The sequence below is a fragment of the Afifella sp. YEN Y35 genome (genome assembly GCF_047553465.1).
GTDB classification, from domain to species: Bacteria; Pseudomonadota; Alphaproteobacteria; order Rhizobiales; family Afifellaceae; genus Afifella; species Afifella aestuarii.
Genome location: NZ_CP180203.1, coordinates 1,877,560 through 1,901,607 on the forward strand (window position 1 = coordinate 1,877,560; position 24,048 = coordinate 1,901,607).

The window sequence follows — 24,048 nt, forward strand, 5'->3', positions numbered from 1 at the left end:
GGCATCAATCGGTGTTTGCCGACGGCATGACGAGGGTCGGGAATTGATGGCAAACGCTGCAAAAGAGCGTCGAGGGCGAATGCGCCTTGTGGCACTCCGTGCAGTCGATCTCGCCCAAATGTGAGGCGTGCGGGTTGGGGCTGACACTCGTTCGGGCGGCAAGGTCCGCGTAACTCCCGTGGCAGGCGCGGCAGGCGACATCCGTCGCCGGCGAGGTGGGCGCCTGCGTGCCATGGCAGTTTTCGCAGGTGACACCCTTTTGCTGATGCAAGGCATCCAAGAAGGCGACCTCGACGAGCGCCAGGCGGCGCACGTCCGAACGCGGAGGAACGAGGATCGCGAGGCGCTCCTGCGGCGTCTGCGACGACGCCATAAGAGAGCCCGCGAAAATCACCTCTCCGGGCATCAAGCCACCCAAGAGAGACAAGCACGTCGCGAGGAAGGCGAGCGCGCAAAGCCAGACCGCGGTTCTTGTCCGCATGATTTCCCCCGCTTGCAGGGGGCATGAGCCGACCGCCCGCTTCGCGGTCTTCCCCCTGCCCGCTTTATGTGGGGAGGGCCCGAACTTCTCGCCCATCTAAAGAGATGTTGCCCTTTGCCGCAGCGTAAGCGCGCCTTCCGCCCCCCACATCAAAGTGTGCAGGGGGAAGAAAGGTGCGGTCCTCCCCGCCCGGATTTGCCGGGCGCGACGGACGAGGGCCGTGCGTCCCATGCGCAAGGAGGGCTCAGATATGTCCGGCACATCCGTTGCCAATCGCCGTGATTTCTTGAAGGCCGCCACGGGAGGTGCTGCAGCGATTTCGCTGTCCGGCTTCGCTGCAGACAAGGCACTCGCTGCACCGCCTGAGAAATGGGACGAAGAGGCCGATGTCGTCATCGTGGGCTATGGCGGCGGCGGGGCCGTTGCCGCCATCGAGGCGGCAGATCAGGGCGCAGAGGTCCTCGTCCTCGAGAAGAACCCGTCGGATGCGCATTTCAACAACACCAACGTCTCCGGCGGCCTGTTCATCAGCACCAAGGACGAGGAGAAGGCATTTCAGTACATCAAGGCCTGCGTCGGCGACACGGTCGACGATGAGATGTGCCGCGCCTGGGCGCAGGCGACGGGCGACAACAAGGATTATCTTGCGCGCCTTGCCGACAGTGTCGGCGAACCTTCAAAAATGATCCGCTTCGGCGGAGCCGAGTTCCCGGATCTGCCCGGCGCCGAGGCCGTCGAGATGTGGAGCCTGATGTCCGGCCCAGGGGCCAAGATCTTCGAAATTCTCGACAAATGCGTACATGCGCGAAAGAACATCCGCATCGCCTATGCCTCTCCGGGCAAGAAGCTCATCAAGGGTGACGACGGCGCGATTCTCGGCGTGATCGCCGAGCGCGAGGGCAAGGAGATTGCCGTCAAAGGCCGGCGAGCCACCGTGCTTTCCTCAGGCGGCTTCGAATACAACGAAGAGATGAAGCTCAACGCCTTCTACGGCAATCCGCGCTTCTTCTATGGACCTGAATCCAACACCGGCGACGGCGTGGCGATGGCGCTCGCGGCCGGGGCCGGCCTGTGGCACATGAACTGGACCTCCCAGCATTGGGGTTTCCACTACAAAGACTTCCCGGTCGCGTTCAATGTCTGGGATTTTTCGTTTTCCAAGCACAGCTTCCTGGTCGTGGACCAGACGGGCCGCCGCTTCTTCGACGACAGCTACAACGGCCATTCGTCATACGCCTACCTCATCTATTTCGATCCTCTGGCAGGCGTCTATCCGCGCATCCCGTCCTATCTCATCTTCGACGAGAGCGTTCGCACCATGGGCTCGCCGCTGTCCGCCAACAAGCTGACGGGCGGCCTCGTCTCCGCCAAGACGGCCAAACACGGCTATTTCTGGAGCGACGACCAGAGCGCGGAGATCGACAAGGGCTGGATCATGAAGGCCGACACGATCGAGGAGCTCGCCGAGGCGATCCGCGCGCGTCAGGGACCGAACGATTTCGTCGATTACGAAAGCACCATCAAAATGGACCCGGCCGTGCTGGCAGCGACGGTGGCAACCTACAACGGCTACGCCGAAGCCGGTGAAGACAAGGAGTTTTCGCGACCGGCGAAGAAGATGGAGCCACTCGCAACGCCGCCTTTCTATGCGACCGAGATCTGGCCGGTCGGCCCCAACACGCAAGGCGGCCCGCGCTATGACCCGAAAGGCCGGGTGATCGACGCCTTCGGCAAGCCGATCCCAAGGCTCTACAAAGCGGGCGAACTCGGCTCGATGTACGGCGAACGCTATCCGGCAGGTGGCGGCAACATCGCCGAGATCCTCGCCTTCGGACGCATCGCCGGCCGCAATGCCGCGGGCGAAGACGTCTGAACCCTCCAAAACTCAGACGACGGCGGCCTTCGATGAAGGCCGCCGCACCATCGGACCAGACAGGCTGCATGCAGTCCTAAGGGCGCTGCATGAGAAGATTCCAGGGCCGACGCCCGGCCGTCAGCGGCCGACGCAGGCCAGCTACAGACTGGTCATCGGCCGCGGGCGGCTGCCGTCGCTGAAGCGCGACAGGCGGAAGGCATGCGGATCGGCGATCGGCTTTTCGCCGGTCACGAGATCGGCGACGAGATGCCCCGCCCCCGGACCGATGCCGAAACCGTGGCCCGAAAATCCCGTGGCGACGATGAGGCCCGAGCAGCTTTCGACCGGCGAGATCACCGGCACGACGTCCGGCGTCGTATCGATGAAGCCCGCCCAGGTCTGCACGAGGCGCGCATCGTTGAAGACCGGGAAACGCCGTTTCGCTTCCTCAAAGCACTTGCGCACATAGCCAAGGTCCGGCTTCGGATCGAGGACGCGGCAAGCCTCATAAGGCGACGGCTGATCGTAGGGCACCGGCTTGCGCTCGCGCCATTCGCTGAAGAAACGCTCGTCGAGACGCAGGCCGACATGGCGCCAGTCCATTGCCAGAACCGGCAGGAAATCGAAGAAGAAGCGGAAACTGTCGGGCGTCAGCGGCGCCGCGTTGGAAAGCCCGTTCGCCAGTGTGTAGCCGCCATCGGCGCGCTTCCTGAGACCCAGAACGTCGTCCCAGATGGAGACCTCCGGCCCACCCTCGACCGGCGAGGTGCGGGCAACGCTCGCCCGCACCTTGAGCTGCGGCAGGACGATGTCGAGATCACTCAGGATGCGCCGGCTCCAGGCGCCGCCCGCGACGACGACGTTCTTTGTCGCGACGCGGCCGCGCTCCGTGACGACGCCGGCGACCTCACCTCCCGCCGTCTCGATCCCGCGCGCGGCGCAATCGGTGAAGATGCGGGCGCCGCGGGCCCGGGCACCGAGTGCAATTGCGGGCGCCGCCTTCTGGGGCTCCGCACGCCCGTCCCCCGGACACAGAAGGATGGCCTTCGGCAGGTCGCGGTCGCCCGGCAGGTGTTTCTCCATCTCGCTGCCGGAAAGAAGCTCCGTCGCGATGCCGGAAGCGGCCGCCTTTTCAGCCCAGGCGCGATAGGCTTCCACGTCCTTGTCGTTGCGCGCGCCATAGAGAATGCCGCATTGGGTGAAGCCGGTCTCGCCGCCGATGCGCTGATCGAGCCCCCGCCACAGGCCGAGCGCCTCTCGGATCAGATCGAATTCGCGCGGATCGCGATAGAGCTGGCGCACCCAGCCCCAGTTGCGGCTCGATTGTTCGCCGGCGATGTGGCCCTTTTCGACCACCACGACATCCATGCCGCGCTCGGCCATGAACAGGGCCGAACTGACCCCGATGATGCCGCCGCCGATGACGACGACATCGGCCTTTTCAGGAAATGCCCGATCGGAGACGACCGGATCGACCTGCGGTCCCATAAAACTCTCCTCTTTAGGGATGGCGCCAGACGGCACCGCCCTGCCCCGGATAGAGGGCGAGGCCATGCCTCAGACGGAAGGAAAACTCAAACAGCATTGGCCTGATGCCGGCTTTTGATCTTGTAGCGGCCGCCCGGAACCACGAGCCTGACTGCGGTGACGACCTTCTCCCCCGCAAATGTGCGTCGGCGGATCGACAGGCACGGATCGGCACGCCCGATCGCCAGAAGTCGCGCCTCCCACGCCGCCGGCAGGACGGCCTCGACGGTATGCTCCGCCTCCGTCCACGCAATGACAGCGTTCAGATAGTCGTTGGGCGTGCGGGCGGTGAAATCCTGCATGAGATAGTCCGGCGCCAGCCTCGGATTGACCAGCCGGTCTTCGAGCTGGACCGGGATTCCATCCTCGCGATGGACGACCAGGCTGTGGAACACCGAGATGCCAGGCTCGACTGCGAGATCCTCGGCAATCTCCCGGCTCGCCTCCAGCGTCTCGAGCAGAACGACCTGGGCGGCATAGCTGTGGCCGCGTTCGGCAATCTCGTCGGCGATGTTGCGCACGGCGAAGACGGAGGTCTGTCCCTTGCCCTCCGAGACGAAGGTGCCGAGCCCTTTCACCCGCGTCAGCACCCCCTCGCCCGCGAGTTCGCGCAACGCCCGGTTCACGGTCATGCGGCTCAGGCCAAGCTTGGCGGAGAGCTCGTTTTCCGACGGTACGCGGTGACGCGGCGGCCAGTCGCCCGCGGCGATCCGCTCGACAATCATGCGCTTTACCGCGGCATAACGGGGCGTCTCAGCGCCAGCACCGGTCTTGCCGGCCTCGATGCCCATTTCTTAGGCCCTTTTCGCGTGTGCACAATTTGATGTCGGATTTCGGCTTGCGAGCGTTGCGATTTTGGATACAGTCACTTGTATGTACAAGCTAGAGCGCTGCTGGCCGCGATGGCAAACGAAAAGCGCGGCAAGGACGAATAGGGCGATTTCGCAGCCTTTTCCGTCCCTCGCCTGGCCCGCGAAGACCCCATCTTCGCGGCGTCGCGCCGCCGCCCATGCAGCTCTCCAGGGTGTGCGTCAGCAAAGGGAGGGGCGGCTACGCTCCGCACAGAGGAGAACGGGATGAGTTTCAAGACAATTGCGCTGGCCGGTGCACTTGCAGCGGTCATTCTGGCGCCTGCCGCCGCTTCGGCGAAGGACTGGAAGAAGGTCACCGTGGCGCTCGAGGGCGGCTATGCGCCGTGGAACCTCACCGATGCGAGCGGCCAGATCGTCGGCTTCGAGCCCGACCTCCTCAAGGTGCTGTGCGAGCATGCAGACCTTGAATGCACGATGATCTCGCAGGATTGGGACGGCATGATCACCGCCCTCAATGCCGGCAAGTTCGACGTCATCATGGACGCTTTGTCGATCACGCCGGAGCGTCAGAAGGTGATCGACTTCACCGTTCCCTATGCGGCGACGCCCGCCGTCTTCGCAGCTCCGAAGGACAGCGAACTCGCCGACCTTCCTGGGACCGGCACGGTCATCAAGCTCGAAGACGTGCACGACCAGGCCGACGCGATCGCCCCCTTGCGCGAGGCGATGAAGGGCAAGACGATCGGCATTCAGAGCTCCACCGTCTATGCCAATTTCGTCTATGAGAATTTCGGCGACGTGGCGACGATCAAGGAATACAAGACCGCGGCCGAGCGCGACCTCGACCTGTCGGTCGGTCGCATCGATGCCGGCTTTGAAGACGCCACCTATCTGCTCGGCACCTTCGAAGCTTCCGAGAACAACAATCTCGCGTTCACCGGTCCGGAGATCGGCGGCCAGATCTGGGGCGAAGGCGAAGGCCTCGGCCTGCGCAAGTCCGACACCGATCTCAAGGCGAAGTTCGACGATGCCATCAAGGCGGCTGTCGCCGACGGCACGGTCAAGACGCTCAGCGAAAAGTGGCTGAAGGTCGACGTCACGCCTTAATCCAATCGGCGCCGGCCCGGCGCGCCCGCAGGTGAGGATGCCGCAAAGGCCTCCTCGCCCGGGCACGCCCTCCCTGGCCGGCATGCGGTTCGCGGCAGGCGGACGGCCACAAGCTCGCCCGCCCGCCATCCCACCCGGCGGCGCCTCGCGCCGACCGGCGATGCGCACCGCCGCAGCAGCAACAAGAGAGACGCGATGTCCTGGATCGACCTGATCGGATTCGGACCCAACGGCCGCGGCGGCCTGCTTTTATGGGCGACTTTGATGACGTTGTCGGTGACGGCCGCCTCGCTCGTCATCGGCGCCGTCTTCGGGGCGGGCGTGGCGGCCGCCAAGCTCTCCTCATCACGGCCCGCGCGCGTCATCGGCGACGCCTACACGACGATCCTTCGCGGCGCGCCGGAACTCCTCGTCATCTATCTCGTCTATTTCGGCGGCTCGCAGGCGGTCAGCGCCATCGGCCGTCTCTTCCAATATGAGGGCTTCCTCGGCCTGCCCTCGTTCCTTGCCGGCGCGCTCGCCGTCGGCATGATCTCCGGCGCCTATCAGGCGGAGGTCTATCGCGGAGCCTTTCACGCCATCGCCAAGGGCGAGATCGAGGCCGCACGATCCATCGGCATGGGCCGGGCGCTGCGCTTTCGCCGGATCATCATCCCGCAGATCCTGCGCTTCTCGCTGCCGGGCCTCGGCAATGTCTGGCAGCTGAGTCTCAAGGATTCGGCGCTGATTTCCGTCACCGGCCTCGCCGAACTGATGCGCACCTCGCAGCTCGCCGCGGGCTCCACGCGCCAGTATTTCCTCTTCTTCATCGTCGGCGGCATCCTCTATCTGGTGCTCACCACGATCTCCGGCCAGCTCTTCGCAGCCGCCGAGCGACGCGTCGCCGTCAGCTTCTCGCACGGCCTCGGGCGGAGCTGAGCCGATGGATCTCGAGTTCCTCGCCTCCACCTTCGTGACGCTGGTCAAGGCGGTGCCGACGACTTTGGCGCTCTTCGGCGCCTCCGTCGTCCTCGGCGCCTTGCTTGCAATCGTCCTCGTCGTCATGCGCACGGTGGGCGGTCCGATCCTGTCGGCTTTCTCCCGCGTCTATGTCTTCATCTTCCGCGGCTCGCCGCTGCTCATCCAGATGTTCCTCATCTATTACGGGCTCGGTCAGTTCGCGGTCATTCGCGACAGTTTTGCCTGGCCGGTGCTGCGCGAGCCCTATTGGTGCGCGGTTCTGGCGCTTGCCTTCTGCACGGCCGGCTATCAGGCGGAAATCATCCGGGGCGGGCTGCAGGCGGTGCCGCCGCGCGAGATCGAGGCGGCGCGCTCGGTCGGCATGTCGGGTTTCCTCCTCGTGCGCCGGATCATCGCCCCGATCACCTTGCGCGCCATGCTCCCCGCCTATTCGACGGAAATCATCCTGATGGTGAAGTCGACGGCACTCGCCTCGCTCGTCACCGTCTGGGAAGTCACCGGCACGGCACAGCGCCTCATTTCGCAGACCTATCGCACCATGGAAGTCTTCCTGGTCGCGACGCTCATCTATCTCGTCATCAATTTCGTCATCGTCCGGCTGATCGGGCTTTTGGAGCACCGGCTGTCGCCGCATCTCCGCGAACGGCCACGCATCTCCGGCGAGGGCCGCACGGTGACATCGCTGGAGACCTCCCATGACTGAAGCCTCGGTCCCGGCCATCTCGGTCAAGAACATCCACAAATCCTTTGCGAGCATCGAAGTTTTGAAAGGGATTTCGCTCGAGGCGCAGGACGGCGACGTCATTTCGATCCTCGGCGCCTCGGGGTCGGGCAAGAGCACTTTTCTCAGATGCATCAACCTTCTCGAAACACCGGATGAAGGTGAGATCACGGTCGCCGGCGAGACGATCAACATGCGTCGCGACCGCCAGGGCCGGCTGATGCCGAAGGATCGGCGCCAGGTCGACCGAATTCGCGCCGAGCTCGCCATGGTGTTTCAGAGCTTCAATCTCTGGTCCCACATGACGGTTTTGCAGAACCTGATCGAGGGTCCGGTGCATGTGCAGAAGCGGCCGAAAGCGGAGGCGATCGCGGAGGCGGAAGCGCTGCTTGAAAAAGTCGGCCTCGCGGAACGCCGCGATTACTATCCCGCGCATCTTTCCGGCGGCCAGCAGCAGCGCGCCGCGATCGCCCGTGCACTCGCCATGCGACCGAAGGCTTTGCTCTTCGACGAACCGACCTCGGCGCTCGACCCTGAGCTCGTGGGCGAAGTCCTGAAGGTGATGCGCAGCCTCGCCGACGAGGGCCGCACCATGCTCGTCGTCACCCACGAAATGTCGTTCGCGCGCAATGTGTCCGACAAGGTGATCTTCCTGCATCAGGGTCAGGTCGAGGCCGAAGGACCGCCGGAAGAGATCTTCACCGAATCCTCCTCGGAACGCTTCAATCAGTTCATCACCGGCTTCAGAGGTTGAAGCCCCGGAGAGCCAGAATGCCCCGCGTGTCGCTCGATCGCTCCCTCACCTGGCAGGAGGTTGCCGAGGTCGCAGAGGGGGCGCCTCTCGATCTCACACAAGCCGCGCTCTCGCGCATCGATGATGCCGCCGCCATCGTGCAAGCGATCGTCGAGCGCGGCATCCGCGCCTATGGCGTCAACACGGGCGTCGGGGCGCTCTGCGATGTCGTGGTGGAGCGGCCGCTGCAACAGCAGCTCTCGCACAACATCCTGATGAGTCACGCGACCGGCATCGGCGCACCGCTGCCGGTCGTCGAGACGCGCGCCATCATGGCTGCGGCGATCAACAATTACGCACACGGCCATTCCGGCGTCCGCCGCGAGATCCCGCAAGCTCTTGTCGCCCTCTTGAATGCCGGGCTCACACCCCTCGTGCCGGCGCGCGGCTCCGTCGGCTATTTGAGCCATATGGCGCATATCGCGCTCGTGCTCGTCGGAACCGGCTCGGTGCGGGACGGCGACCGCATCCTCTCCGCGGCCGAGGCACTGGCCGAGGCGGGCCTTGAACCGCTCCAACTTCACGCCAAGGAAGGGCTGTCGCTCGTCAACGGCACGCCCTGCGCCACGGGTCTTGCCTGTCTCGCGCTCGCGCGTGCGAACCGCCTTCTCTTCTGGGCGGATGCGATCGCCGCCATGACGATGGAAAACCTTGGCACCAACCCGGCCGCTTTCGCCCCCGAGGCGCTGGCGCTGCGCCGCCCCGACGGCCTGCAAGAGGTCGGAGCCCGACTGCGGGCGTACCTTGAGGGAAGCGGCATCGTTGCCGCCGCCATCGGCAAACGCACGCAGGATGCCTTGTCGCTGCGCGCCGTGCCGCATGTGCATGGGGCTGCCTGCGATTTGCTTACGGACGCAGCCGCCGTGGTCGACCGCGAGCTCGCCTCCGTCACCGACAATCCACTCGTCACCGGCACCCCCGAGGCACCGGAGGTGCATTCGCAGGCCCATGCCGTCGGCGCGGGACTTGCGCTTGCCCTCGACAGCCTGGCAACGGCCATCGCCGAAGTGGCGGCGATGTCGGAGCGGCGCCTCGACCGGCTTCTCAATCCGATGGTGAGCGGCCTTCCGGCCTTTCTCGCGGCCGAAGGCGGCGCAGCCTCCGGCTTCATGATCGCGCAATATGCGGCCGTCTCGCTCGTCAACGAAAACCGCCGCCTCGCCGCGCCGGCAAGTCTCGACGGCGGCATCACTTCGGCGTTGCAGGAAGATCACCTTTCGCATCCGACGCCGGCCGCACTGAAAGCGCTTGCGATCGTGGAGAACGCCACCCGCCTCCTGGCGATCGAATGGCTCGCCGCCGGCCAGGCCTACGCCTTTCAGACCGAGGCACGTGCGCCCGCGACCGATCGGCTTTTCGCCCAACTGCGTGGCTTGATTGCCTTCTATGCCGACGACCGGCCGCTCTCGCAGGATATGGAGACGGCATTCCAGTTTCTCTCGTCGGAACAACCCGCTACGCGCTAAGCCTCAGCCGCGGCGCCGGCCGATCTTGCGCACATAAAGCTCCAGCCGGTGCGAGACGATCTCGTAGCCGAGCGAGCGGGCGATCTCTTCCTGCAGAGCCTCGATCTTATCGGATCGGAACTCCACCACCTCGCCCGTATCCGTATCGATCAGGTGGTCGTGATGGGTGCCGCCAGCCGGCTCGAACCGCGACGGCCCGCCCTCGAAGACATGACGCTGAATGGCACCGCGATCTTCCAGGATCTTCATCGTCCGGTAGACGGTGGACAGCGAGACACTCGCGTCAATCTCTGAGGCGCGCCGGAAGATTTCCAACGCGTCCGGGTGCTTTTCGCCCTCTTCCAGGATCTTCAGGATCGTCTTGCGTGCGCGCGTGATCCGGATTCCCGCATCGCGCAGCTCTTTCTCGTAATCGCGGCGGTTCTTGGCTTCACCCATTGTCCCCCTCTAGCGCCTGACAGGGCGGCTGCAAAGGCCGAGGCGGCCGGCAAAGTCGTGCGCCGGCAATCTGGATCCGGTCGCGCCCGTCGCGGCGCAGGACCGAACCTTCACCCAAAGCACATATATTTGCAAATGATTTGCAATTTCATTTACAAATCAGAGCGGCCATGGGACAAGAGCTATCCGGCGGCAGAGCCGCTTCGGCGGCCAGAGCGCCTATTGATGGAGGACGCCCTCGTGAAGGGATTTCGATTGCTTGCCGTGCCAGGCGCCCTCGCCATCTTCCTGGCCGGGGCGCTTCCTGCAGTCCCCGCAGCGGCAGAGCTGAAGGCCGTCACCACCTTCACGATCATCGCCGACATGGCGCAGAACGTCGCTGGCGATGCAGCGGAGGTTCAATCGATCACCAAGCCCGGCGCGGAGATCCACAATTATCAGCCGACACCGCGCGATCTTCTGCGCGGGCGCGATGCCGACCTCGTTCTGCGCAACGGGCTCAATCTGGAACTCTGGTTTGAACGCTTCCTCGCCAATCTAGGCGATGTGACCAACGTCGTCGTCTCCGATGGCGTGGAGCCGATGAGCATTTCGCAGGGGCCCTATAACGGCAAGCCAAACCCGCATGCCTGGATGTCGCCGACGAGCGCCCTCGTCTATGTCGACAATATCCGCGACGCCTTCATCGCCGCAGATCCGGACAATGCCGCGACCTACGAAGCGAATGCCGCGGCCTACAAAGAGAAGATCCAGGCGGTGATCGCGCCCATCCAGGCGGAGCTTGAAAAAATCCCGGAGGACAAACGGTGGCTCGTCACCAGCGAGGGTGCGTTCAGCTATCTCGCTCGCGATTTCGGCCTCAAAGAACTCTATCTCTGGCCGATCAACGCCGACCAGCAGGGCACGCCGCAGCAGGTGCGCGCCGTCATCGACGCCATCAATGAGCACGACATCGCCTGCATCTTCAGCGAAAGCACCGTCTCCGCCAAGCCGGCCGAGCAGGTCGCGCGCGAGACCGGTGCCACCTATGGCGGCGTACTCTACGTCGATTCCTTGAGCGACGAGAACGGGCCGGTGCCGACCTATCTCGACCTTCTGCGCGTCACCTCCGACACGATCGCAAAGTGCCTCGTGCCATGATGATGTCGTCCGACCCGCTCAATCCGCGCCCAGAGCCCGCGCCGGCGCCGGACGGTCCTTCGGGCATCGCTGTCCGCCATGCCACAGTCACCTATCGCAACGGCCACACGGCGTTGCGCGATGCGAGCTTCGAGATCCCGACCGGGACGATCACCGCCCTCGTCGGCGTCAATGGCAGCGGAAAATCCACCCTCTTCAAGGCGATCATGGGCTTCGTGCCGGTCGCCGGCGGCTCGATTTCCGTGCTTGGCGGCAGCGTCGAGGCGGCACTGAAAAAGAACCTCGTCGCCTATGTGCCGCAGAGCGAAGAGGTGGACTGGAATTTTCCCGTTCTCGTCGAAGACGTCGTCATGATGGGCCGCTACGGACGCATGAATTTTCTGCGCCGGCCGAAGCGCGCCGATCACGACGCGGTTGCGTCCGCGCTTGCGCGCGTCGGCATGAGCGATTTCCGCAAGCGCCAGATCGGCGAACTCTCCGGCGGCCAGAAGAAGCGGGTCTTCCTCGCCCGCGCGCTCGCCCAGGACGGGCGCGTCATCCTCCTCGACGAGCCGTTTACGGGCGTCGACGTCAAGACGGAGGACGCCATCATCACGCTCCTGCGCGACCTGCGCGCGGAGGGACGGGTGATGCTCGTCTCCACCCATGATCTCGGTTCGGTGCCGGAATTCTGCGATCGGGCCGTCCTCGTCAAAGGCACAGTGCTCGCCTCCGGGCCGACGAGCGAGATCTTCACGCGCACCAATCTGGAACGCACCTTCGGCGGCGTCTTGCGCCATTTCGATCTCGCCGCGACCGATCGGGGTCGACCGATCGGGATGATCTCCGACGACGAGAAACCCTTCCTCGTCTATGGCGAGCGCGACGAGGCCTCGCCGCCGACGAAGGATGCGGAGCGGCCATGAGCCAGCTTCTGGAACCCTTCGCCTATCAGTACATGGTCAATGCCATGTGGGTGAGTGCGCTCGTCGGCGCCACCTGCGCCTTCCTCTCCGCCTATCTCATGTTGAAGGGCTGGTCGCTCATCGGCGACGCGCTCTCCCATTCCATCGTTCCGGGCGTCGCCGGCGCCTATATGCTGGGCCTGCCCTTCTCCTTCGGCGCCTTTCTCTCCGGCGGGCTCGCGGCCGGCGCCATGCTCTTCCTCAATCACCGCACCAAGCTGCGCGAAGACGCCATCATCGGCCTCATCTTCACGTCCTTCTTCGGGCTCGGCCTCTTCATGGTGTCGCTGTCGCCGGCTTCCGTCGACATCCAGACGATCGTGCTCGGCAACATTCTGGCGATCACTCCCGCCGACACGATGCAACTCGTCATCATCGCCGCCGTCTCGCTCACCATCCTTCTCGCCAAATGGAAGGATCTGATGGTGGTGTTCTTCGACGAGAACCATGCCCGCTCGATCGGCATCAATCCGGGACTGATGCGGCTCGTCTTCTTCACGCTGCTGAGCGCTTCCACCGTCGCCGCGCTGCAGACGGTCGGCGCGTTCCTGGTCATCGCCATGGTGGTGACGCCGGGCGCCACGGCCTATCTTCTGACCGACCGCTTCCCCCGCCTCATCGCTCTCAGCGTCGCGATCGGGGCGACGACGAGCTTCGTCGGCGCCTATGCGAGCTATTTTCTGAACGGCGCCACCGGCGGCATCATCATCGTTCTGCAGACGCTGATCTTCCTCATCGCCTTCGTCGTCGCGCCGAAGCACGGGCTTCTCGCGGCAAAGCGCCGGGCTCGCGAGGCGCTCCGGGAAGATGCCGAGACGCATGAGCCGCATGCTCTGGCGGAACTGCAGCCGGGAGACCCGGCATGAACGCGCTCGATCTCGCCGTCCTGCCCTTCGCCCTGCCCTTCATGCGCGAGGCGATGCTGATTGCGGTTCTCGTCGCGGTCCCCTCGGCGCTGTTGTCGTGTTTTCTGGTGCTCAAGGGCTGGTCGCTGATGGGCGACGCCATCTCGCATGCCATTTTTCCGGGGGTCGTGCTTGCCTATCTCGCCGGCCTGCCGCTCGTCGTCGGCGCCTTCGCCGCCGGCATGACCTGCGCCATCGTCACCGGCTATCTCAGCCAGAATTCCCGCATCAAGCAGGACACGATCATGGGCATCGTGTTTTCCGGCATGTTCGGCTTCGGCCTCGTCCTCTACACCAAGATCCAGAGCGAGGCGCATCTCGACCATATTCTGTTCGGCAACATTTTGGGCGTACTGCCCTTCGATCTGTGGCAGAGCGCGGCGATCGCGCTTCTCACCGTCGCCATCATCGCCGCCAAATGGCGCGACCTTCTCCTGCACGCCTTCGATCCGCAGCATGCGCGTGCCATCGGGCTCCCCGTGCAGTTCATGCATTACGGGCTTCTCGCCATCCTCTCCTTGACGATCGTCGGCGCGCTCAAGGCAACAGGCATCATTCTGACGATCGCGCTTTTGATCGCGCCGGGCGCCATCGCCTTCCTCGTCACGCGCCGTTTCGGGCCGATGATGCTGGTGGCTGTGTCGCTGTCGGTCGTCTCCGCGTTCCTTGGCGTCTATGCGAGCTTCTTCATCGACAGCGCCCCGGCGCCGACGATCGTGCTCCTGCTCGCCGCCTGTTTCGTCGTGGTTTTTCTAGCGACGACGTTGTCGTCGCGATTGCACAGCGCGAGCGCCAGCACCCGCACCGAGCCGCACAATCCCGCCTGATCGGCAGGACCCGAACGAATTCGGGCGGCGCCAGCGCCCCGTAGCGAAGCGCAAGGGCCGCCCGAAAATGTTAGCTCATTCAGGAATGCGGCGCACGGCGCCCTTGTCGGCGCTCGTCGTCAACGCTGCATAGGCCTTGAGCGCCGTCGTCACCTGGCGCTTGCGCGGCTTTGCCGGCTTCCAGCCCGCCTTGTCCTGCTCGGCGCGCCGGCTTGCGAGCTCCGCATCGTCCACGATCAGATTGATGGTGCGGTTCGGAATGTCGATCTCGATCGTATCACCGTCGCGCACGAGGCCGATCGCGCCGCCTTCCGCCGCTTCCGGCGAGGCATGGCCGATCGACAGGCCCGACGTACCGCCGGAGAAACGCCCGTCGGTGACCAGCGCGCAGGCTTTGCCGAGGCCTTTCGACTTCAGATAGCTCGTCGGATAGAGCATCTCCTGCATGCCGGGTCCGCCGCGCGGTCCCTCGTAGCGGATCACCACGACATCGCCGGCGGCAACCTTGTTCGACAGGATCGCATGCACGCTCTCGTCCTGGCTTTCGAAGACCCGCGCCGGGCCTGAGAATTTCAGGATCGATTCGTCGACACCCGCCGTCTTCACGATGCAGCCGTTGAGCGCGATGTTGCCCTTCAGAACGGCAAGGCCGCCATCCTTTGAGAACGGATGCTCGGAATCGCGAATGACGCCCGCCTCGCGATCGAGGTCGAGCTCCTTCCAGCGATTGTCCTGACTGAAGGCTTCCTGGCTCGGCACACCGCCCGGCGCGGCACGGTAGAATTCCGTGACGGTTTCCGAAGCAGCACGCCGCACGTCCCAGCGTTCGATCGCATCGCCGAGCGTCTCCGCATGAACAGTCGCCACGTCGCGGTTGATCAGCCCGGCCCGATCAAGCTCGCTGAGGATCGCCATGATGCCGCCAGCGCGGTGGACGTCTTCGACATGCACGTCGTTCTTGGCGGGCGCCACCTTGCACAGGACCGGGACATGCCGCGACAGGCGGTCGATGTCGTCCATGGTGAAGTCGACCTCGCCTTCCTGGGCGGCCGCCAGGATGTGCAGGACCGTGTTGGTGGAACCGCCCATGGCGATGTCGAGCGCCATGGCGTTCTCGAACGACGCCTTGGTGGCGATGCTGCGCGGCAGGACGCTCTCGTCGTCCTGCTCGTAGCAGCGCTGCGCGAGGTCGACGATCAGATGCCCCGCCTCGACGAAGAGCCGGCGGCGATCGGCATGCGTCGCAAGCGTCGTGCCGTTGCCCGGCAGGGACAGGCCCAGGGCTTCCGTCAGGCAGTTCATGGAGTTGGCCGTGAACATACCCGAGCACGACCCGCAGGTCGGGCAAGCGGAGCGCTCGATGACCTGCACATCCTCTTCGCTGACGCGGTCGTCGGCCGCCGCCACCATCGCGTCGATCAGATCGAGCGATTGCGACTTGCCGTCGAGCACCACCTTGCCGGCTTCCATCGGGCCGCCGGAGACGAAGACGGTCGGAACGTTGAGGCGCATCGACGCCATCAGCATGCCGGGGGTGATCTTGTCGCAATTGGAGATGCACACCATCGCATCGGCGCAATGCGCATTGACCATATATTCCACGGCATCGGCGATAAGCTCGCGCGACGGCAGCGAATAGAGCATGCCGTCATGGCCCATGGCGATGCCGTCATCGACGGCAATGGTGTTGAATTCCTTGGCAACGCCCCCCGCCGCCTCGATCTCGCGGGCCACGAGCTGGCCGAGATCTTTGAGGTGCACATGGCCCGGTACGAACTGCGTGAAGGAATTCACGACGGCAATAATCGGCTTGCCGAAGTCGTTGTCCTTCATGCCGGTGGCGCGCCAGAGGCCGCGCGCGCCGGCCATGTTTCGTCCATGGGTGGTTGTGCGTGAGCGATAAGAGGGCATTGGTATTTGGTATTCCTTCTGGCCTTGTGAGGCCGGTGGCACGACAACAATGGGGCAAGGCCGGATCGGCCCGTCGCGCCACGGCACGGATCCGCGAAAGGCGGACCAGCCCAGCTAATAAGCGTCCCCGCCCGGCTCGGCAACGCCCTGAGCGCAAAAGGACAAACTCGGGGCAGCATAGAGGCTTGCGGCCCCACCCGGTCGCTCGCGCCGCATTCGCACGACCAGGCGCCCCTGCCCGTCATCTTCGTGCACCTCGCCGCGCAGCGAATTCCACAAGCTCGCACGCATTCAGACCAGAATTGCACCGCGCCGAATTTTTAGGCTTGCAACTGGTATACCAGTCAGCCAGTCTGAGGCTCATGGCAGTTTCCTTCGAGTTCGAGCGTGATCGCGCCTATAGCCGCCTCGTCGATTTGATCTTCGGGGGCAGCTTCGAGGCGGATCACCCTTTATCGGAGCGCAAGCTCGCCCAGCAGCTCGGGATCGGCCGTATGCCGGTGCGCGACGCGTTGCGCCAGCTCGAGCAGGAAGGCGTCGTGGAGGTGAAGCCGGCGCGCGGAACCTTCATCCGCAAACTCTCGGCGGCCGACATCAGCGACATCTACGAGCTGCGCGAGGCGCTCGAATGTCTCGCCACACGCCGGGCGGCCGAGCGCGGGCCGAGCCTCGCTTTGACCGCATGCGGAGAAAAGATGCGCATCATGGCGCGCGATCCCTCCGCCTTCACCTCGCGCGAGATCGACGACGTCGGCACCGACTTCCACGACGCGCTCATCCAGTCTTCGGCCAGCGCCCCTCTTGCCGAGATGGTGCGCCTGATGCGCATGCGATTCCGCCTGGCATTCCACCTGCCGCGGTACTTCGCACACGCTCTCGTCCAGGAAATCCTGGTCGAGCACATCACGATCTTCGAAGCGATCGTGAACCGCCAGCCCGAGGAAGCCGCCGAACTGATGCGCAGACATCTGAAGCGTGGCCTCGAGATCCGCCTGGAGCTCGATCGGGCACCCGGAACAGACACAACCAAAGACAAGACAAGAGGCACAGAGAACATATGATGAAGCACCTATTTGCCGGCGGGCTTCTCGTCGGCGCCATCTCCGCCGCCGGCCTTCAGACGCCGGCCATCGCCGGCACCCTCGACGACGTAAAGGCCAACGGCGTCGTCACGTGCGCCGTCAACGGCAGCCGGCCGGGCTTTTCCTCCGTCGACAGCCAGGGCGCCTGGCAGGGTCTCGACGTCGACACCTGCCGCGCCATCGCCGCCGCCACCCTCGGCGATGCGAGCAAGGTGAAGCTGCTCAAGACCAACAATCAGACGCGTCTCACCGCCCTGCAGACCGGCGAAGTCGACGTCACCGTCGCCAACACCACCTGGACGCGCGGCCGTGACACCGATCTCGGCCTCGATTTCGTCTCGCCGACTTTCTATGACGGCCAGGGCCTGATGGTGCCGAAAGAGCTCGGCGTCACCAGCGTTCCCGAACTCGACGGAGCGAGCGTGTGCGTGCGGCCTGGCTCCACCTCCGAGCGCGTCGTCTCCGACATCCAGAAGAAGTACGGCATCTCCCTGCAGCTCGTGGTGATCGAGGATCAGAAGGAGATCAACACGGCCTTCTTCGGCGGACGCTGCGACGTTGCCGTGCAGTCCTCCTCCGGCCTCTCCTCAACGCGTGCTGCCGTCGCCCCCAATCCGGACGATTACGTCATCCTGCCCGAGCTCTTCGGCAAGGACCCGATGGGACCGGTCGTGCGGCAGGACGATCCGCAATGGCGAGACATCGTGCAGTGGACCGTCTTCACGCTCTTCCAGGCCGAAGAGAGTGGCGTCACCTCCGAAAACGTCGATGAGATGAAGGAAAGCAGCGACGACGCGGCCGTGCGCAGGCTGTTGGGCGTCGACAAGGCCGGAGGCGACGGGCTCGGCCTTGAGCCGGACTGGGCCTACAACGTCATCAAGCAGGTCGGCAATTACGGCGAAGTCTTTGACCGCAACGTCGGCAAGGGCTCTCCCTTGAAGCTCGATCGCGGCCTCAACGCCCTCTACACCGACGGCGGCCTCATCTACTCGCCGCCCCTGTGAGCTCACGTGTGAGATCGATGCGACCGAGGTCATGACCCACATTCCCTCGACAACTGGAGAGAGCGCGGTGCCTTTCTGGCGCCAGCCGCGCTCTCGCGCCATCGCCTGGCAGGCGCTGCTTCTCGCGGCGCTTGCCGCCCTCGGCATCTGGCTTGTGCTCAACGCGCGCCAGGCGCTGATCGACCGTGGCATGACCTCTGGTCTCGGCTTTCTCTTCGACGAGACGCAGTTCGCCCTCGGCGAAGCCTTCTTCAGCTTCACTTCGGGCGACACCTATCTGAAGGCCTTCGCCGTCGGCCTCGGCAACACGGTGCTGCTGTCGGCCGTCAGCATCCTCACGGCCAGCGTCATCGGCGCGATCGTCGGCTTCGCCCGGCTCTCGCCCAACGCGCTCGCAAGCAGCCTTGCGCGCGCCTATGTCTACGCCTTCCGCAACACGCCGCAGCTCGTCCAGATCGTCTTCTGGTACACCTTCTTCACGCTGTTTCCGGCCGCACGCCTTTCCTGGTCCTTCTTCGACTTCGTCTTTGCCTCCAACCGGGGGCTCACCATCCCAGCGCCGGAGAACATGACGGCATTTACCGCGGTCGCGGCCGCCTTCCTCGCCGGCTGCGCTCTCGCCTGGCGGGTGGCGCATCTCGCCGACCGTCGCCGCCGGCGCACCGGGCAGAAATGGAAGTCCGCAAAGCCGGTCCTTCTCGCCACCATCTTCGTGCCTGCGCTCCTCGTCTGGCTCGCCTTCGGCATGCCGCTCGCCTGGTCGATCCCGGAACTGAAGGGCTTCAATTTCGCCGGCGGCATAACGCTGTCGCCGGAATTCCTCGCCATCTATTTCGGCCTCTCCTTCTATATCGCAGCGTTCATCGCCGAGATCGTCCGCGGCGGTCTCCTCAGCGTCGATTCCGGACAGATCGAGGCGGCCAACGCCATCGGCCTCACCCGCATCGACCTCTATCGCCGCGTGGTCGCGCCACAGGCGCTGCGCGTCATCATCCCGCCGCTCGCGGCACAATATGTGAGCCTCTTGAAGAACTCCTCGCTCGGCGTGGCCGTCGGCTATCCGGATCTCTTCTCCGTCTCCAACACCATGCTCACCTATTCCGGCCGCACCATCGAGGTCCTGTGCATCATGGCGGCCGTCTATCTCGCCTTGTCGCTGGCGATCGGCGCGGTCGCGAACTTCGTCAACGGCTTCGTGCAGATCCCGGAGCGCTGAGATTATGGAAGCACCAGCCTCCTACGCAAAGATCGGCGGCGCGCCGGCGCGTCTGCCGCCCCTGGGCAGCACGGGTTTTCTCGCCCGCCTGCACAAGCGCTATTTCGCATCGCCCTTGATGAGCGTCGTGACGGTCGTGCTTGCCGCGATCACTGTCTGGGCGCTCACCGGCCTCTTCCGCTGGGCCATCTGGGACGCCGTCTGGTACGCGCCGGAGGGCGCCGCCTGCCGCGATGCGGCCGGGGCCTGCTGGGCGGTGATTGCCGAAAAATACCGTGTCATGCTCTTCGGCGCCTTCCCGTACGCGGAGCAATGGCGGGGCGGCGTCATCATCGCCCTTTGGCTCGTCTGGGGCGTCTTGACGGCCACCAACCTCTTCGCCGTGTCGCTGCGCCTTCTCGGCTGGCTCATCGTCTTCATAGCCACGATCGCGCTCCTGCAGGGCGGCATCTTCGGCATGCCGCATGTCGGAACGGATCTCTGGGGCGGGCTTCCCCTCACCTTCCTGATCTTCGGCGGCACCGTCGCCGGCGGACTGCCGCTTGCCATCCTGCTCGCACTCGGACGCCGCTCGCAGTTGCCCGCGATCCGCTTCCTGTCGGTCGCCACCATCGAATGCGTGCGTGGCATCCCGCTTCTCGTCGTCCTGTTCTTCGCCGCGCTCATCCTGCCACTTTTTCTGCCCGACCAGCTCAATGTCGATAAGCTCGTGCGGGCAGAGATTGGCATGATCATCTTCTTCGCGGCCTATGCCGCAGAGGTGGTCCGCGGCGGCCTGCAGGCCCTGCCGGACGGACAGGAGGAAGCCGCCAAGGCGCTCGGCCTCCGCTACTGGCAGCGCATGCGCAAGATCGTGCTGCCGCAGGCGCTCGCGATCTCCATTCCTGCACTCTTCAACGACATCATCCGTGCGTTCAAGAACACGACCTTCTTCTCCATCCTCGGCCTCTTCGACGTGCTCGGCGCGACCAAGGCCGCCCTGCAAGATCCGAACTGGGTACGCTACGGGCTCGAAGGCTATCTCTTCGTCTTCCTGCTCTACTTCCTCATCTGCTCCGGCATGTCGCTTTACGGCCGGTCCCTGGAACAGGCCAACGCCCGGCGCGGCCGCAAGGTGGAACGCTGACGATGACGGCTCAAAAAAACCTGGTCGTCACCATGCAGGCGGTCAACAAATGGTTCGGTAAGCACCACGTGCTGCGCGATGTCTCGATTGGGCTCGCGAGCGGCGAGCGCATCGTCCTGTGCGGACCGTCGGGCTCCGGCAAATCGACGCTGATCCGCTGCATCAACGGGCTTGAGAGTTTTCAGGAAGGCACGCTCACCGTTTGCGGTTCAACGCTCGACGGCACACCGGAACGGCTCGCAGAGGCGCGCCGGCACACCGGCATGGTGTTCCAGAACTTCAATCTCTTTCCCCACCTCTCCATCATGGACAATCTCACGCTCGGCGCGATCTATGCGCGCGGCGAGCCGGAAGATGCAGCGACGGAGCGAGCCAAGGGGCTGCTTGAGCGCGTCCAGCTGACCTCGCAGACGTGGAAATATCCTGGCCAGCTTTCCGGCGGCCAGCGTCAGCGCGTGGCGATCGCCCGTGCTCTCATGCTGGAGCCGGAAGTGATGCTCTTCGACGAGCCGACATCAGCACTCGACCCTGAAATGGTGCACGAGGTCCTCGACGTCATGGAGGAGCTCGCCCAATCCGGCCAGTCGATGATCGTCGTCACGCACGAGATGGGTTTTGCCCGTCGCGTCTCCGATCTGGTCGTCTTCATGGATCAAGGCGAAATCGTCGAAGCTGCCCCGCCAGAGACCTTTTTCTCTGCCCCCGCCACCGACCGCGCTCGCGGCTTCCTCGGCCAGATATCCCACGCGACCTACGACCTTCATGAACGATCCGAAAGCCGAAGCCGGCCTCGTCGGCGAGCACCCCTCGCCCCTTCTTCTTGCCGACGGCACGCCGAACTGGCGGAAAATCCGCGGGCTCTTCCCGGCGACCGAGAAGATTGCCTACCTCGATATCGCTCGCAAAGCGCTGCTGCCGGCCTTGGCCGAAGAGGCTGCGTATGAATGGTTCGCCGACATCGCCTCCTCCGAGGCCGGCCGCCATTCCTTTTCCATGGACGGTGTGGAGGCGACCCGTCGCCAGGTCGCAGCGACCTTCGGGGCCGCCCCCGAGACGATCGCGCTCGTCAAAAACACCTCCGAAGCGATCAATATCGTGGCGCAGGGCTTCGACTGGCGCGACGGCGACAATCTCGTCATCTCCGAGGCGGAACACGAGAACAACACCTTTCCCTGGCGCCCGCTTGCCCATCGCGGCATCGAGGTGCGCGTCGTCCCGGCCGACCCCTCCGGCATGGTCACGACGGAAGCCCTCACGGCCGCCGTCGATGCACGCACCCGCATCCTTTCGGTCGCGTGGGTGGCCTACGGTCTCGGCCAGCGCGCCGACCTCGACGCCTTGTCGGCATTCTGCCGGGCGCAGGACATCCTCTTCGTCGTCGATGCGATCCAGGGGCTCGGCGTCCTCGATCGACGGCTCGACGATTTCGGCGCCGATGTCGTCGCCGCCGGCGGTCACAAGGCACAGATGAGCGTCACCGGTGCCGGGCTCATGTATGTGGCGCCGCGGGCGCTCAACCGTTTCCAGCCCCCCTTTGCCGCAAAATACTCTTTCGACACACTCGACCGCACGGTCGCCGATCCGGCCTACGCGCCGGATGCGCACCGTTTCGAATATGGCAATCCGAACTTTCTCGGGCTCGCCATTCAGCGCCGTTCCGCGGAATTCATCGCCGCCATCGGCCTCCACGCGATCGAAGAGCGGGTGCACACGCTCACCGACCTCGTCATTGAGGGGGCCGACCGCATCGGCGTCAAAGTGCGCACGCCCCGGCCCTGGCATGAACGCGCCGGGATCGTCAGCCTCGATCTCGGAGGCGTTTCCGCCGACGCGATGGAGACGGAACTTGCCGCGGAAGGTATCCGCGTTGCCGCAAAAGACGGGCATCTGCGCGCCGCTGCGCATTTCTACAACAACGAGGAGGACGTCGCGCGCCTGTTCGACCGCCTCCAGCACCATTTGAGCAAAGCCAGACAATGACTTCTGCGACCTCCGCGACATCCGCGATCGCCATCGACCTCGTCTCCGACACATCCACCCGCCCGAGCCGCGACATGCTTGCCCGGATGATGGCGGCTGAAACGGGAGACGAGCAGCGCGGCGAGGACCCGACGGTCCTTCAGCTTTGCGAACGGATCGCCGACCTTCTCGGCATGGACGACGCGCTCTTTCTGCCATCGGGGACGATGTGCAACCAGATCGCCTTCCTCGTCCATTGCCGGCCGGGCGACGAGATCATCGCGGCAGAAAACGCCCATGTCTTTGGCTCTGAAGGGGCCGGCGCTTCCGCGCTTGCTGGCGCGCAATTCCACACCATCGCCACGCCGAACGGCATCTTCGACGCAGCCGCCGTGGCGGCGCATATTCGCGCGCCGCGGATGCGCCGTCCGCGCAGCCGGGTTGTCGCGGTCGAACAGACGACAAACCGTGGCGGCGGTGCGGTCTGGTCCGTCGACGAGCTTGCCGCCATCGTCGCGCTCGCCCGCGAGCATTCGCTTGCCGTGCATATGGATGGCGCGCGCCTCTTCAACGCCGTCGTCGCCGCCAACACGCCTGCGAAGGCTTTCACCGCCGGCTTCGACAGCGCCTGGATCGATCTGTCCAAAGGCCTCGGTTGTCCGGTGGGCGGCGTCCTCGCCGGCTCGAAAGACTTCATCGCCGAAGCCTGGCATTGGAAGCACCGGCTGGGCGGTGCCATGCGCCAGTCCGGAATCCTCGCCGCGGCTGGGCTCTACGCCCTCGATCACAATGTCGATCGCCTCGCCGAAGATCATGCCAATGCAAGGCTCTTCGCCGACATCGTGCGCGGCCTCGATGGCGTGACCCTCTCCCCGGAGAATGTCGTCACCAATATCCTGTTTCTGGAGCTCGATGAGAGGCTCGATGCCGGCACGATCGGCGCAAAACTGCAGGAGAAAGGCATGCGCATCGGCGTCGAAGGCCCGCACCGCATGCGTGTCGTCACGCATCTCGACGTGACACGCGACGGCGTGAAGCGGGCCGCAGAGGCTTTCGTCGAGATCGTTCAAGGCATGGCTGCCTGAACCGCATGCGGAGGCAGCTCGTTCAAAAACCCGCTCGCGCTGCTGTTGCAGCACGAGGCGCGGGCGGTTCCTAGAACGGGCTTTTCGGGCAGTAATTCTCCTGGAAATGGGCGAATGCCTGGCGGATTTCGTCTTCGCTCGCCGCGACATAGCCGAAGCGGTTGCCGTCGAAATGTTCGCAGGCATGGCCCTTTTGCGGCTCGCAGCGCTCCACATCCGCGCCAACGACATCGATCGAGATCATTCCCGGCGGTGTCGGGTTCTCGTCATGGCGGACCTCAAGATCGTGCGCGCCGGAAAAATCGTATTTCATCGTCACGACCGTGCCGTTGCCGCGAATCTTGAGGTCGTAGCGGCAGGCCGTGACCTGTTTGAGCTCGTAATCGAGCGACATTTCATAGGTCTTGTCGGGCCCAAAGGAGCGTGCGTATTGGAAGCGCCAGACGCCTTCCTTGGCCGTCGGCGTGACGGTGCGCACCGCCTCATCCTCATCGACGACACGCTTCGACTCGCCGCCCGGCCGCACGCCGGCCAGCAGGAACTCCACCGTCGCCTCCGCCGATTGCGCCTGCGCGGTGCCGATCAGTCCGGCGAGCGCCAGAGCCGCCAGCGCGAACCGGCCTGCCAGACGCAGGCTCGGCCTTTTCGCAAGATCGTGCATGTGCATCAAACCTCCATCTCTGACGGCA

Annotated in this window: 22 protein-coding genes and 1 pseudogene; 17 read left to right on the plus strand and 6 right to left on the minus strand. The window is 64.7% G+C overall.

The features are described from left to right. Nucleotides 1-4: 4 nt before the first annotated feature. Complete coding sequence (locus tag ACK8CP_RS08850) at nt 5-481, minus strand: cytochrome c3 family protein (RefSeq protein WP_414834038.1); 477 nt, start codon at nt 479-481, stop codon at nt 5-7. Nucleotides 482-731: 250 nt separating this feature from the next. Between ACK8CP_RS08850 and ACK8CP_RS08855 the strand changes: the two genes are divergently transcribed. Next, entirely contained in the window at nt 732-2,354 is a 1,623-nt protein-coding gene (locus ACK8CP_RS08855) for an FAD-binding protein (protein ID WP_414834039.1), read from the plus strand. 141 nt (nt 2,355-2,495) lie between these two features. Here the strand turns inward: ACK8CP_RS08855 and ACK8CP_RS08860 are convergent, their stop codons facing one another. Together ACK8CP_RS08860 and hutC are read right to left on the minus strand one after the other, a co-directional pair. Continuing rightward, nucleotides 2,496-3,824: an NAD(P)/FAD-dependent oxidoreductase gene (locus ACK8CP_RS08860; protein ID WP_414834040.1), complete on the minus strand. Its 1,329-nt coding sequence runs from the start codon at nt 3,822-3,824 to the stop codon at nt 2,496-2,498. Between the two features lie 86 nt (nt 3,825-3,910). Then, entirely contained in the window at nt 3,911-4,654 is a 744-nt protein-coding gene (gene hutC / locus ACK8CP_RS08865; RefSeq protein WP_234630791.1) for a histidine utilization repressor, read from the minus strand. A gap of 285 nt (nt 4,655-4,939) precedes the next feature. Between hutC and ACK8CP_RS08870 the strand changes: the two genes are divergently transcribed. The 5 genes from ACK8CP_RS08870 to ACK8CP_RS08890 all read left to right on the plus strand — a co-directional run bounded on the left by ACK8CP_RS08870 (nt 4,940) and on the right by ACK8CP_RS08890 (nt 9,722). Further along, a complete protein-coding gene (locus ACK8CP_RS08870) occupies nt 4,940-5,782 on the plus strand; it encodes a transporter substrate-binding domain-containing protein (RefSeq protein ID WP_234630790.1) in 843 nt (280 codons plus the stop codon). A 195-nt stretch (nt 5,783-5,977) separates the two neighbouring features. Continuing rightward, on the plus strand, nt 5,978-6,700 hold the full coding sequence (locus ACK8CP_RS08875; RefSeq protein ID WP_414834041.1) for an ABC transporter permease: 723 nt from the start codon (nt 5,978-5,980) through the stop codon (nt 6,698-6,700). Nucleotides 6,701-6,704: 4 nt separating this feature from the next. Then, entirely contained in the window at nt 6,705-7,445 is a 741-nt protein-coding gene (locus ACK8CP_RS08880) for an ABC transporter permease (RefSeq protein WP_414834042.1), read from the plus strand. Further along, entirely contained in the window at nt 7,438-8,217 is a 780-nt protein-coding gene (locus ACK8CP_RS08885) for an ABC transporter ATP-binding protein (protein WP_414834043.1), read from the plus strand. The genes ACK8CP_RS08880 and ACK8CP_RS08885 overlap by 8 nt, the downstream gene beginning before the upstream one ends. A gap of 17 nt (nt 8,218-8,234) precedes the next feature. Next, nucleotides 8,235-9,722: an HAL/PAL/TAL family ammonia-lyase gene (locus ACK8CP_RS08890; RefSeq protein WP_414834044.1), complete on the plus strand. Its 1,488-nt coding sequence runs from the start codon at nt 8,235-8,237 to the stop codon at nt 9,720-9,722. Between the two features lie 3 nt (nt 9,723-9,725). Here the strand turns inward: ACK8CP_RS08890 and ACK8CP_RS08895 are convergent, their stop codons facing one another. Further along, nucleotides 9,726-10,160 carry a Fur family transcriptional regulator gene (locus tag ACK8CP_RS08895; protein ID WP_234630785.1) on the minus strand — a complete coding sequence of 145 codons (435 nt, stop codon included), beginning with the start codon at nt 10,158-10,160 and terminating at the stop codon, nt 9,726-9,728. 225 nt (nt 10,161-10,385) lie between these two features. Here ACK8CP_RS08895 and ACK8CP_RS08900 point away from each other — a divergent pair, with 225 nt between their 5' ends. The 4 genes from ACK8CP_RS08900 to ACK8CP_RS08915 are packed head-to-tail and all read left to right on the plus strand — an operon-like array spanning nt 10,386 to nt 13,976. After that, entirely contained in the window at nt 10,386-11,300 is a 915-nt protein-coding gene (locus ACK8CP_RS08900; protein ID WP_414834045.1) for a metal ABC transporter substrate-binding protein, read from the plus strand. Further along, nucleotides 11,300-12,205 (plus strand): manganese/iron ABC transporter ATP-binding protein, encoded by a 906-nt coding sequence (locus ACK8CP_RS08905; RefSeq protein WP_414834224.1) that lies wholly within the window; start codon nt 11,300-11,302, stop codon nt 12,203-12,205. The genes ACK8CP_RS08900 and ACK8CP_RS08905 overlap by 1 nt, the downstream gene beginning before the upstream one ends. Next, a complete protein-coding gene (locus ACK8CP_RS08910) occupies nt 12,202-13,110 on the plus strand; it encodes a metal ABC transporter permease (RefSeq protein WP_414834046.1) in 909 nt (302 codons plus the stop codon). The genes ACK8CP_RS08905 and ACK8CP_RS08910 overlap by 4 nt, the downstream gene beginning before the upstream one ends. Then, nucleotides 13,107-13,976: a metal ABC transporter permease gene (locus tag ACK8CP_RS08915; protein WP_414834047.1), complete on the plus strand. Its 870-nt coding sequence runs from the start codon at nt 13,107-13,109 to the stop codon at nt 13,974-13,976. The genes ACK8CP_RS08910 and ACK8CP_RS08915 overlap by 4 nt, the downstream gene beginning before the upstream one ends. A 75-nt stretch (nt 13,977-14,051) precedes the next feature. Here the strand turns inward: ACK8CP_RS08915 and ilvD are convergent, their stop codons facing one another. Next, nucleotides 14,052-15,887, minus strand: a complete 1,836-nt coding sequence (gene ilvD, locus ACK8CP_RS08920) for a dihydroxy-acid dehydratase (RefSeq protein ID WP_414834048.1) — start codon at nt 15,885-15,887, stop codon at nt 14,052-14,054. A 362-nt stretch (nt 15,888-16,249) separates the two neighbouring features. On the opposite strand from ilvD, the gene ACK8CP_RS08925 reads away from it, so the two are divergent. The 7 genes and pseudogenes from ACK8CP_RS08925 to ACK8CP_RS08955 all read left to right on the plus strand — a co-directional run bounded on the left by ACK8CP_RS08925 (nt 16,250) and on the right by ACK8CP_RS08955 (nt 23,359). Then, nucleotides 16,250-16,948, plus strand: a complete 699-nt coding sequence (locus tag ACK8CP_RS08925) for a GntR family transcriptional regulator (protein WP_128293043.1) — start codon at nt 16,250-16,252, stop codon at nt 16,946-16,948. Then, nucleotides 16,945-17,973: an amino acid ABC transporter substrate-binding protein gene (locus ACK8CP_RS08930; protein WP_370642456.1), complete on the plus strand. Its 1,029-nt coding sequence runs from the start codon at nt 16,945-16,947 to the stop codon at nt 17,971-17,973. Before ACK8CP_RS08925 ends, ACK8CP_RS08930 begins: the two co-directional genes overlap by 4 nt. 31 nt (nt 17,974-18,004) lie before the next feature. After that, entirely contained in the window at nt 18,005-19,189 is a 1,185-nt protein-coding gene (locus ACK8CP_RS08935; RefSeq protein ID WP_234630779.1) for an amino acid ABC transporter permease, read from the plus strand. A gap of 4 nt (nt 19,190-19,193) precedes the next feature. Beyond that, the gene (locus ACK8CP_RS08940) at nt 19,194-20,315 is read left to right on the plus strand and encodes an amino acid ABC transporter permease (RefSeq protein ID WP_414834049.1); all 1,122 of its coding nucleotides are present in this window, start codon (nt 19,194-19,196) and stop codon (nt 20,313-20,315) included. 2 nt (nt 20,316-20,317) lie between these two features. Then, a pseudogene (locus ACK8CP_RS08945) lies at nt 20,318-21,055 on the plus strand (amino acid ABC transporter ATP-binding protein); the annotation flags it as partial. Between the two features lie 22 nt (nt 21,056-21,077). Further along, the gene (locus tag ACK8CP_RS08950; RefSeq protein ID WP_414834050.1) at nt 21,078-22,295 is read left to right on the plus strand and encodes an aminotransferase class V-fold PLP-dependent enzyme; all 1,218 of its coding nucleotides are present in this window, start codon (nt 21,078-21,080) and stop codon (nt 22,293-22,295) included. Further along, the gene (locus tag ACK8CP_RS08955; RefSeq protein ID WP_414834051.1) at nt 22,292-23,359 is read left to right on the plus strand and encodes a threonine aldolase family protein; all 1,068 of its coding nucleotides are present in this window, start codon (nt 22,292-22,294) and stop codon (nt 23,357-23,359) included. The genes ACK8CP_RS08950 and ACK8CP_RS08955 overlap by 4 nt, the downstream gene beginning before the upstream one ends. A gap of 70 nt (nt 23,360-23,429) precedes the next feature. On the opposite strand, the gene ACK8CP_RS08960 is transcribed toward ACK8CP_RS08955, so the two are convergent. After that, a complete protein-coding gene (locus ACK8CP_RS08960; RefSeq protein WP_414834052.1) occupies nt 23,430-24,026 on the minus strand; it encodes a hypothetical protein in 597 nt (198 codons plus the stop codon). Between the last annotated feature and the right edge of the window lie 22 nt (nt 24,027-24,048).

What these genes read in the sequence shown, in the direction of transcription:
- ACK8CP_RS08850 (WP_414834038.1), bottom strand. Translation starts at nt 481, where the DNA reads ATGCGGACAAGAACCGCGGTCTGGCTTTGCGCGCTCGCCTTCCTCGCG.
- ACK8CP_RS08855 (WP_414834039.1), top strand. Translation starts at nt 732, where the DNA reads ATGTCCGGCACATCCGTTGCCAATCGCCGTGATTTCTTGAAGGCCGCC.
- ACK8CP_RS08860 (WP_414834040.1), bottom strand. Translation starts at nt 3,824, where the DNA reads ATGGGACCGCAGGTCGATCCGGTCGTCTCCGATCGGGCATTTCCTGAA.
- hutC (WP_234630791.1), bottom strand. Translation starts at nt 4,654, where the DNA reads ATGGGCATCGAGGCCGGCAAGACCGGTGCTGGCGCTGAGACGCCCCGT.
- ACK8CP_RS08870 (WP_234630790.1), top strand. Translation starts at nt 4,940, where the DNA reads ATGAGTTTCAAGACAATTGCGCTGGCCGGTGCACTTGCAGCGGTCATT.
- ACK8CP_RS08875 (WP_414834041.1), top strand. Translation starts at nt 5,978, where the DNA reads ATGTCCTGGATCGACCTGATCGGATTCGGACCCAACGGCCGCGGCGGC.
- ACK8CP_RS08880 (WP_414834042.1), top strand. Translation starts at nt 6,705, where the DNA reads ATGGATCTCGAGTTCCTCGCCTCCACCTTCGTGACGCTGGTCAAGGCG.
- ACK8CP_RS08885 (WP_414834043.1), top strand. Translation starts at nt 7,438, where the DNA reads ATGACTGAAGCCTCGGTCCCGGCCATCTCGGTCAAGAACATCCACAAA.
- ACK8CP_RS08890 (WP_414834044.1), top strand. Translation starts at nt 8,235, where the DNA reads ATGCCCCGCGTGTCGCTCGATCGCTCCCTCACCTGGCAGGAGGTTGCC.
- ACK8CP_RS08895 (WP_234630785.1), bottom strand. Translation starts at nt 10,160, where the DNA reads ATGGGTGAAGCCAAGAACCGCCGCGATTACGAGAAAGAGCTGCGCGAT.
- ACK8CP_RS08900 (WP_414834045.1), top strand. Translation starts at nt 10,386, where the DNA reads ATGGAGGACGCCCTCGTGAAGGGATTTCGATTGCTTGCCGTGCCAGGC.
- ACK8CP_RS08905 (WP_414834224.1), top strand. Translation starts at nt 11,300, where the DNA reads ATGATGTCGTCCGACCCGCTCAATCCGCGCCCAGAGCCCGCGCCGGCG.
- ACK8CP_RS08910 (WP_414834046.1), top strand. Translation starts at nt 12,202, where the DNA reads ATGAGCCAGCTTCTGGAACCCTTCGCCTATCAGTACATGGTCAATGCC.
- ACK8CP_RS08915 (WP_414834047.1), top strand. Translation starts at nt 13,107, where the DNA reads ATGAACGCGCTCGATCTCGCCGTCCTGCCCTTCGCCCTGCCCTTCATG.
- ilvD (WP_414834048.1), bottom strand. Translation starts at nt 15,887, where the DNA reads ATGCCCTCTTATCGCTCACGCACAACCACCCATGGACGAAACATGGCC.
- ACK8CP_RS08925 (WP_128293043.1), top strand. Translation starts at nt 16,250, where the DNA reads ATGGCAGTTTCCTTCGAGTTCGAGCGTGATCGCGCCTATAGCCGCCTC.
- ACK8CP_RS08930 (WP_370642456.1), top strand. Translation starts at nt 16,945, where the DNA reads ATGATGAAGCACCTATTTGCCGGCGGGCTTCTCGTCGGCGCCATCTCC.
- ACK8CP_RS08935 (WP_234630779.1), top strand. Translation starts at nt 18,005, where the DNA reads ATGACCCACATTCCCTCGACAACTGGAGAGAGCGCGGTGCCTTTCTGG.
- ACK8CP_RS08940 (WP_414834049.1), top strand. Translation starts at nt 19,194, where the DNA reads ATGGAAGCACCAGCCTCCTACGCAAAGATCGGCGGCGCGCCGGCGCGT.
- ACK8CP_RS08950 (WP_414834050.1), top strand. Translation starts at nt 21,078, where the DNA reads ATGAACGATCCGAAAGCCGAAGCCGGCCTCGTCGGCGAGCACCCCTCG.
- ACK8CP_RS08955 (WP_414834051.1), top strand. Translation starts at nt 22,292, where the DNA reads ATGACTTCTGCGACCTCCGCGACATCCGCGATCGCCATCGACCTCGTC.
- ACK8CP_RS08960 (WP_414834052.1), bottom strand. Translation starts at nt 24,026, where the DNA reads ATGCACATGCACGATCTTGCGAAAAGGCCGAGCCTGCGTCTGGCAGGC.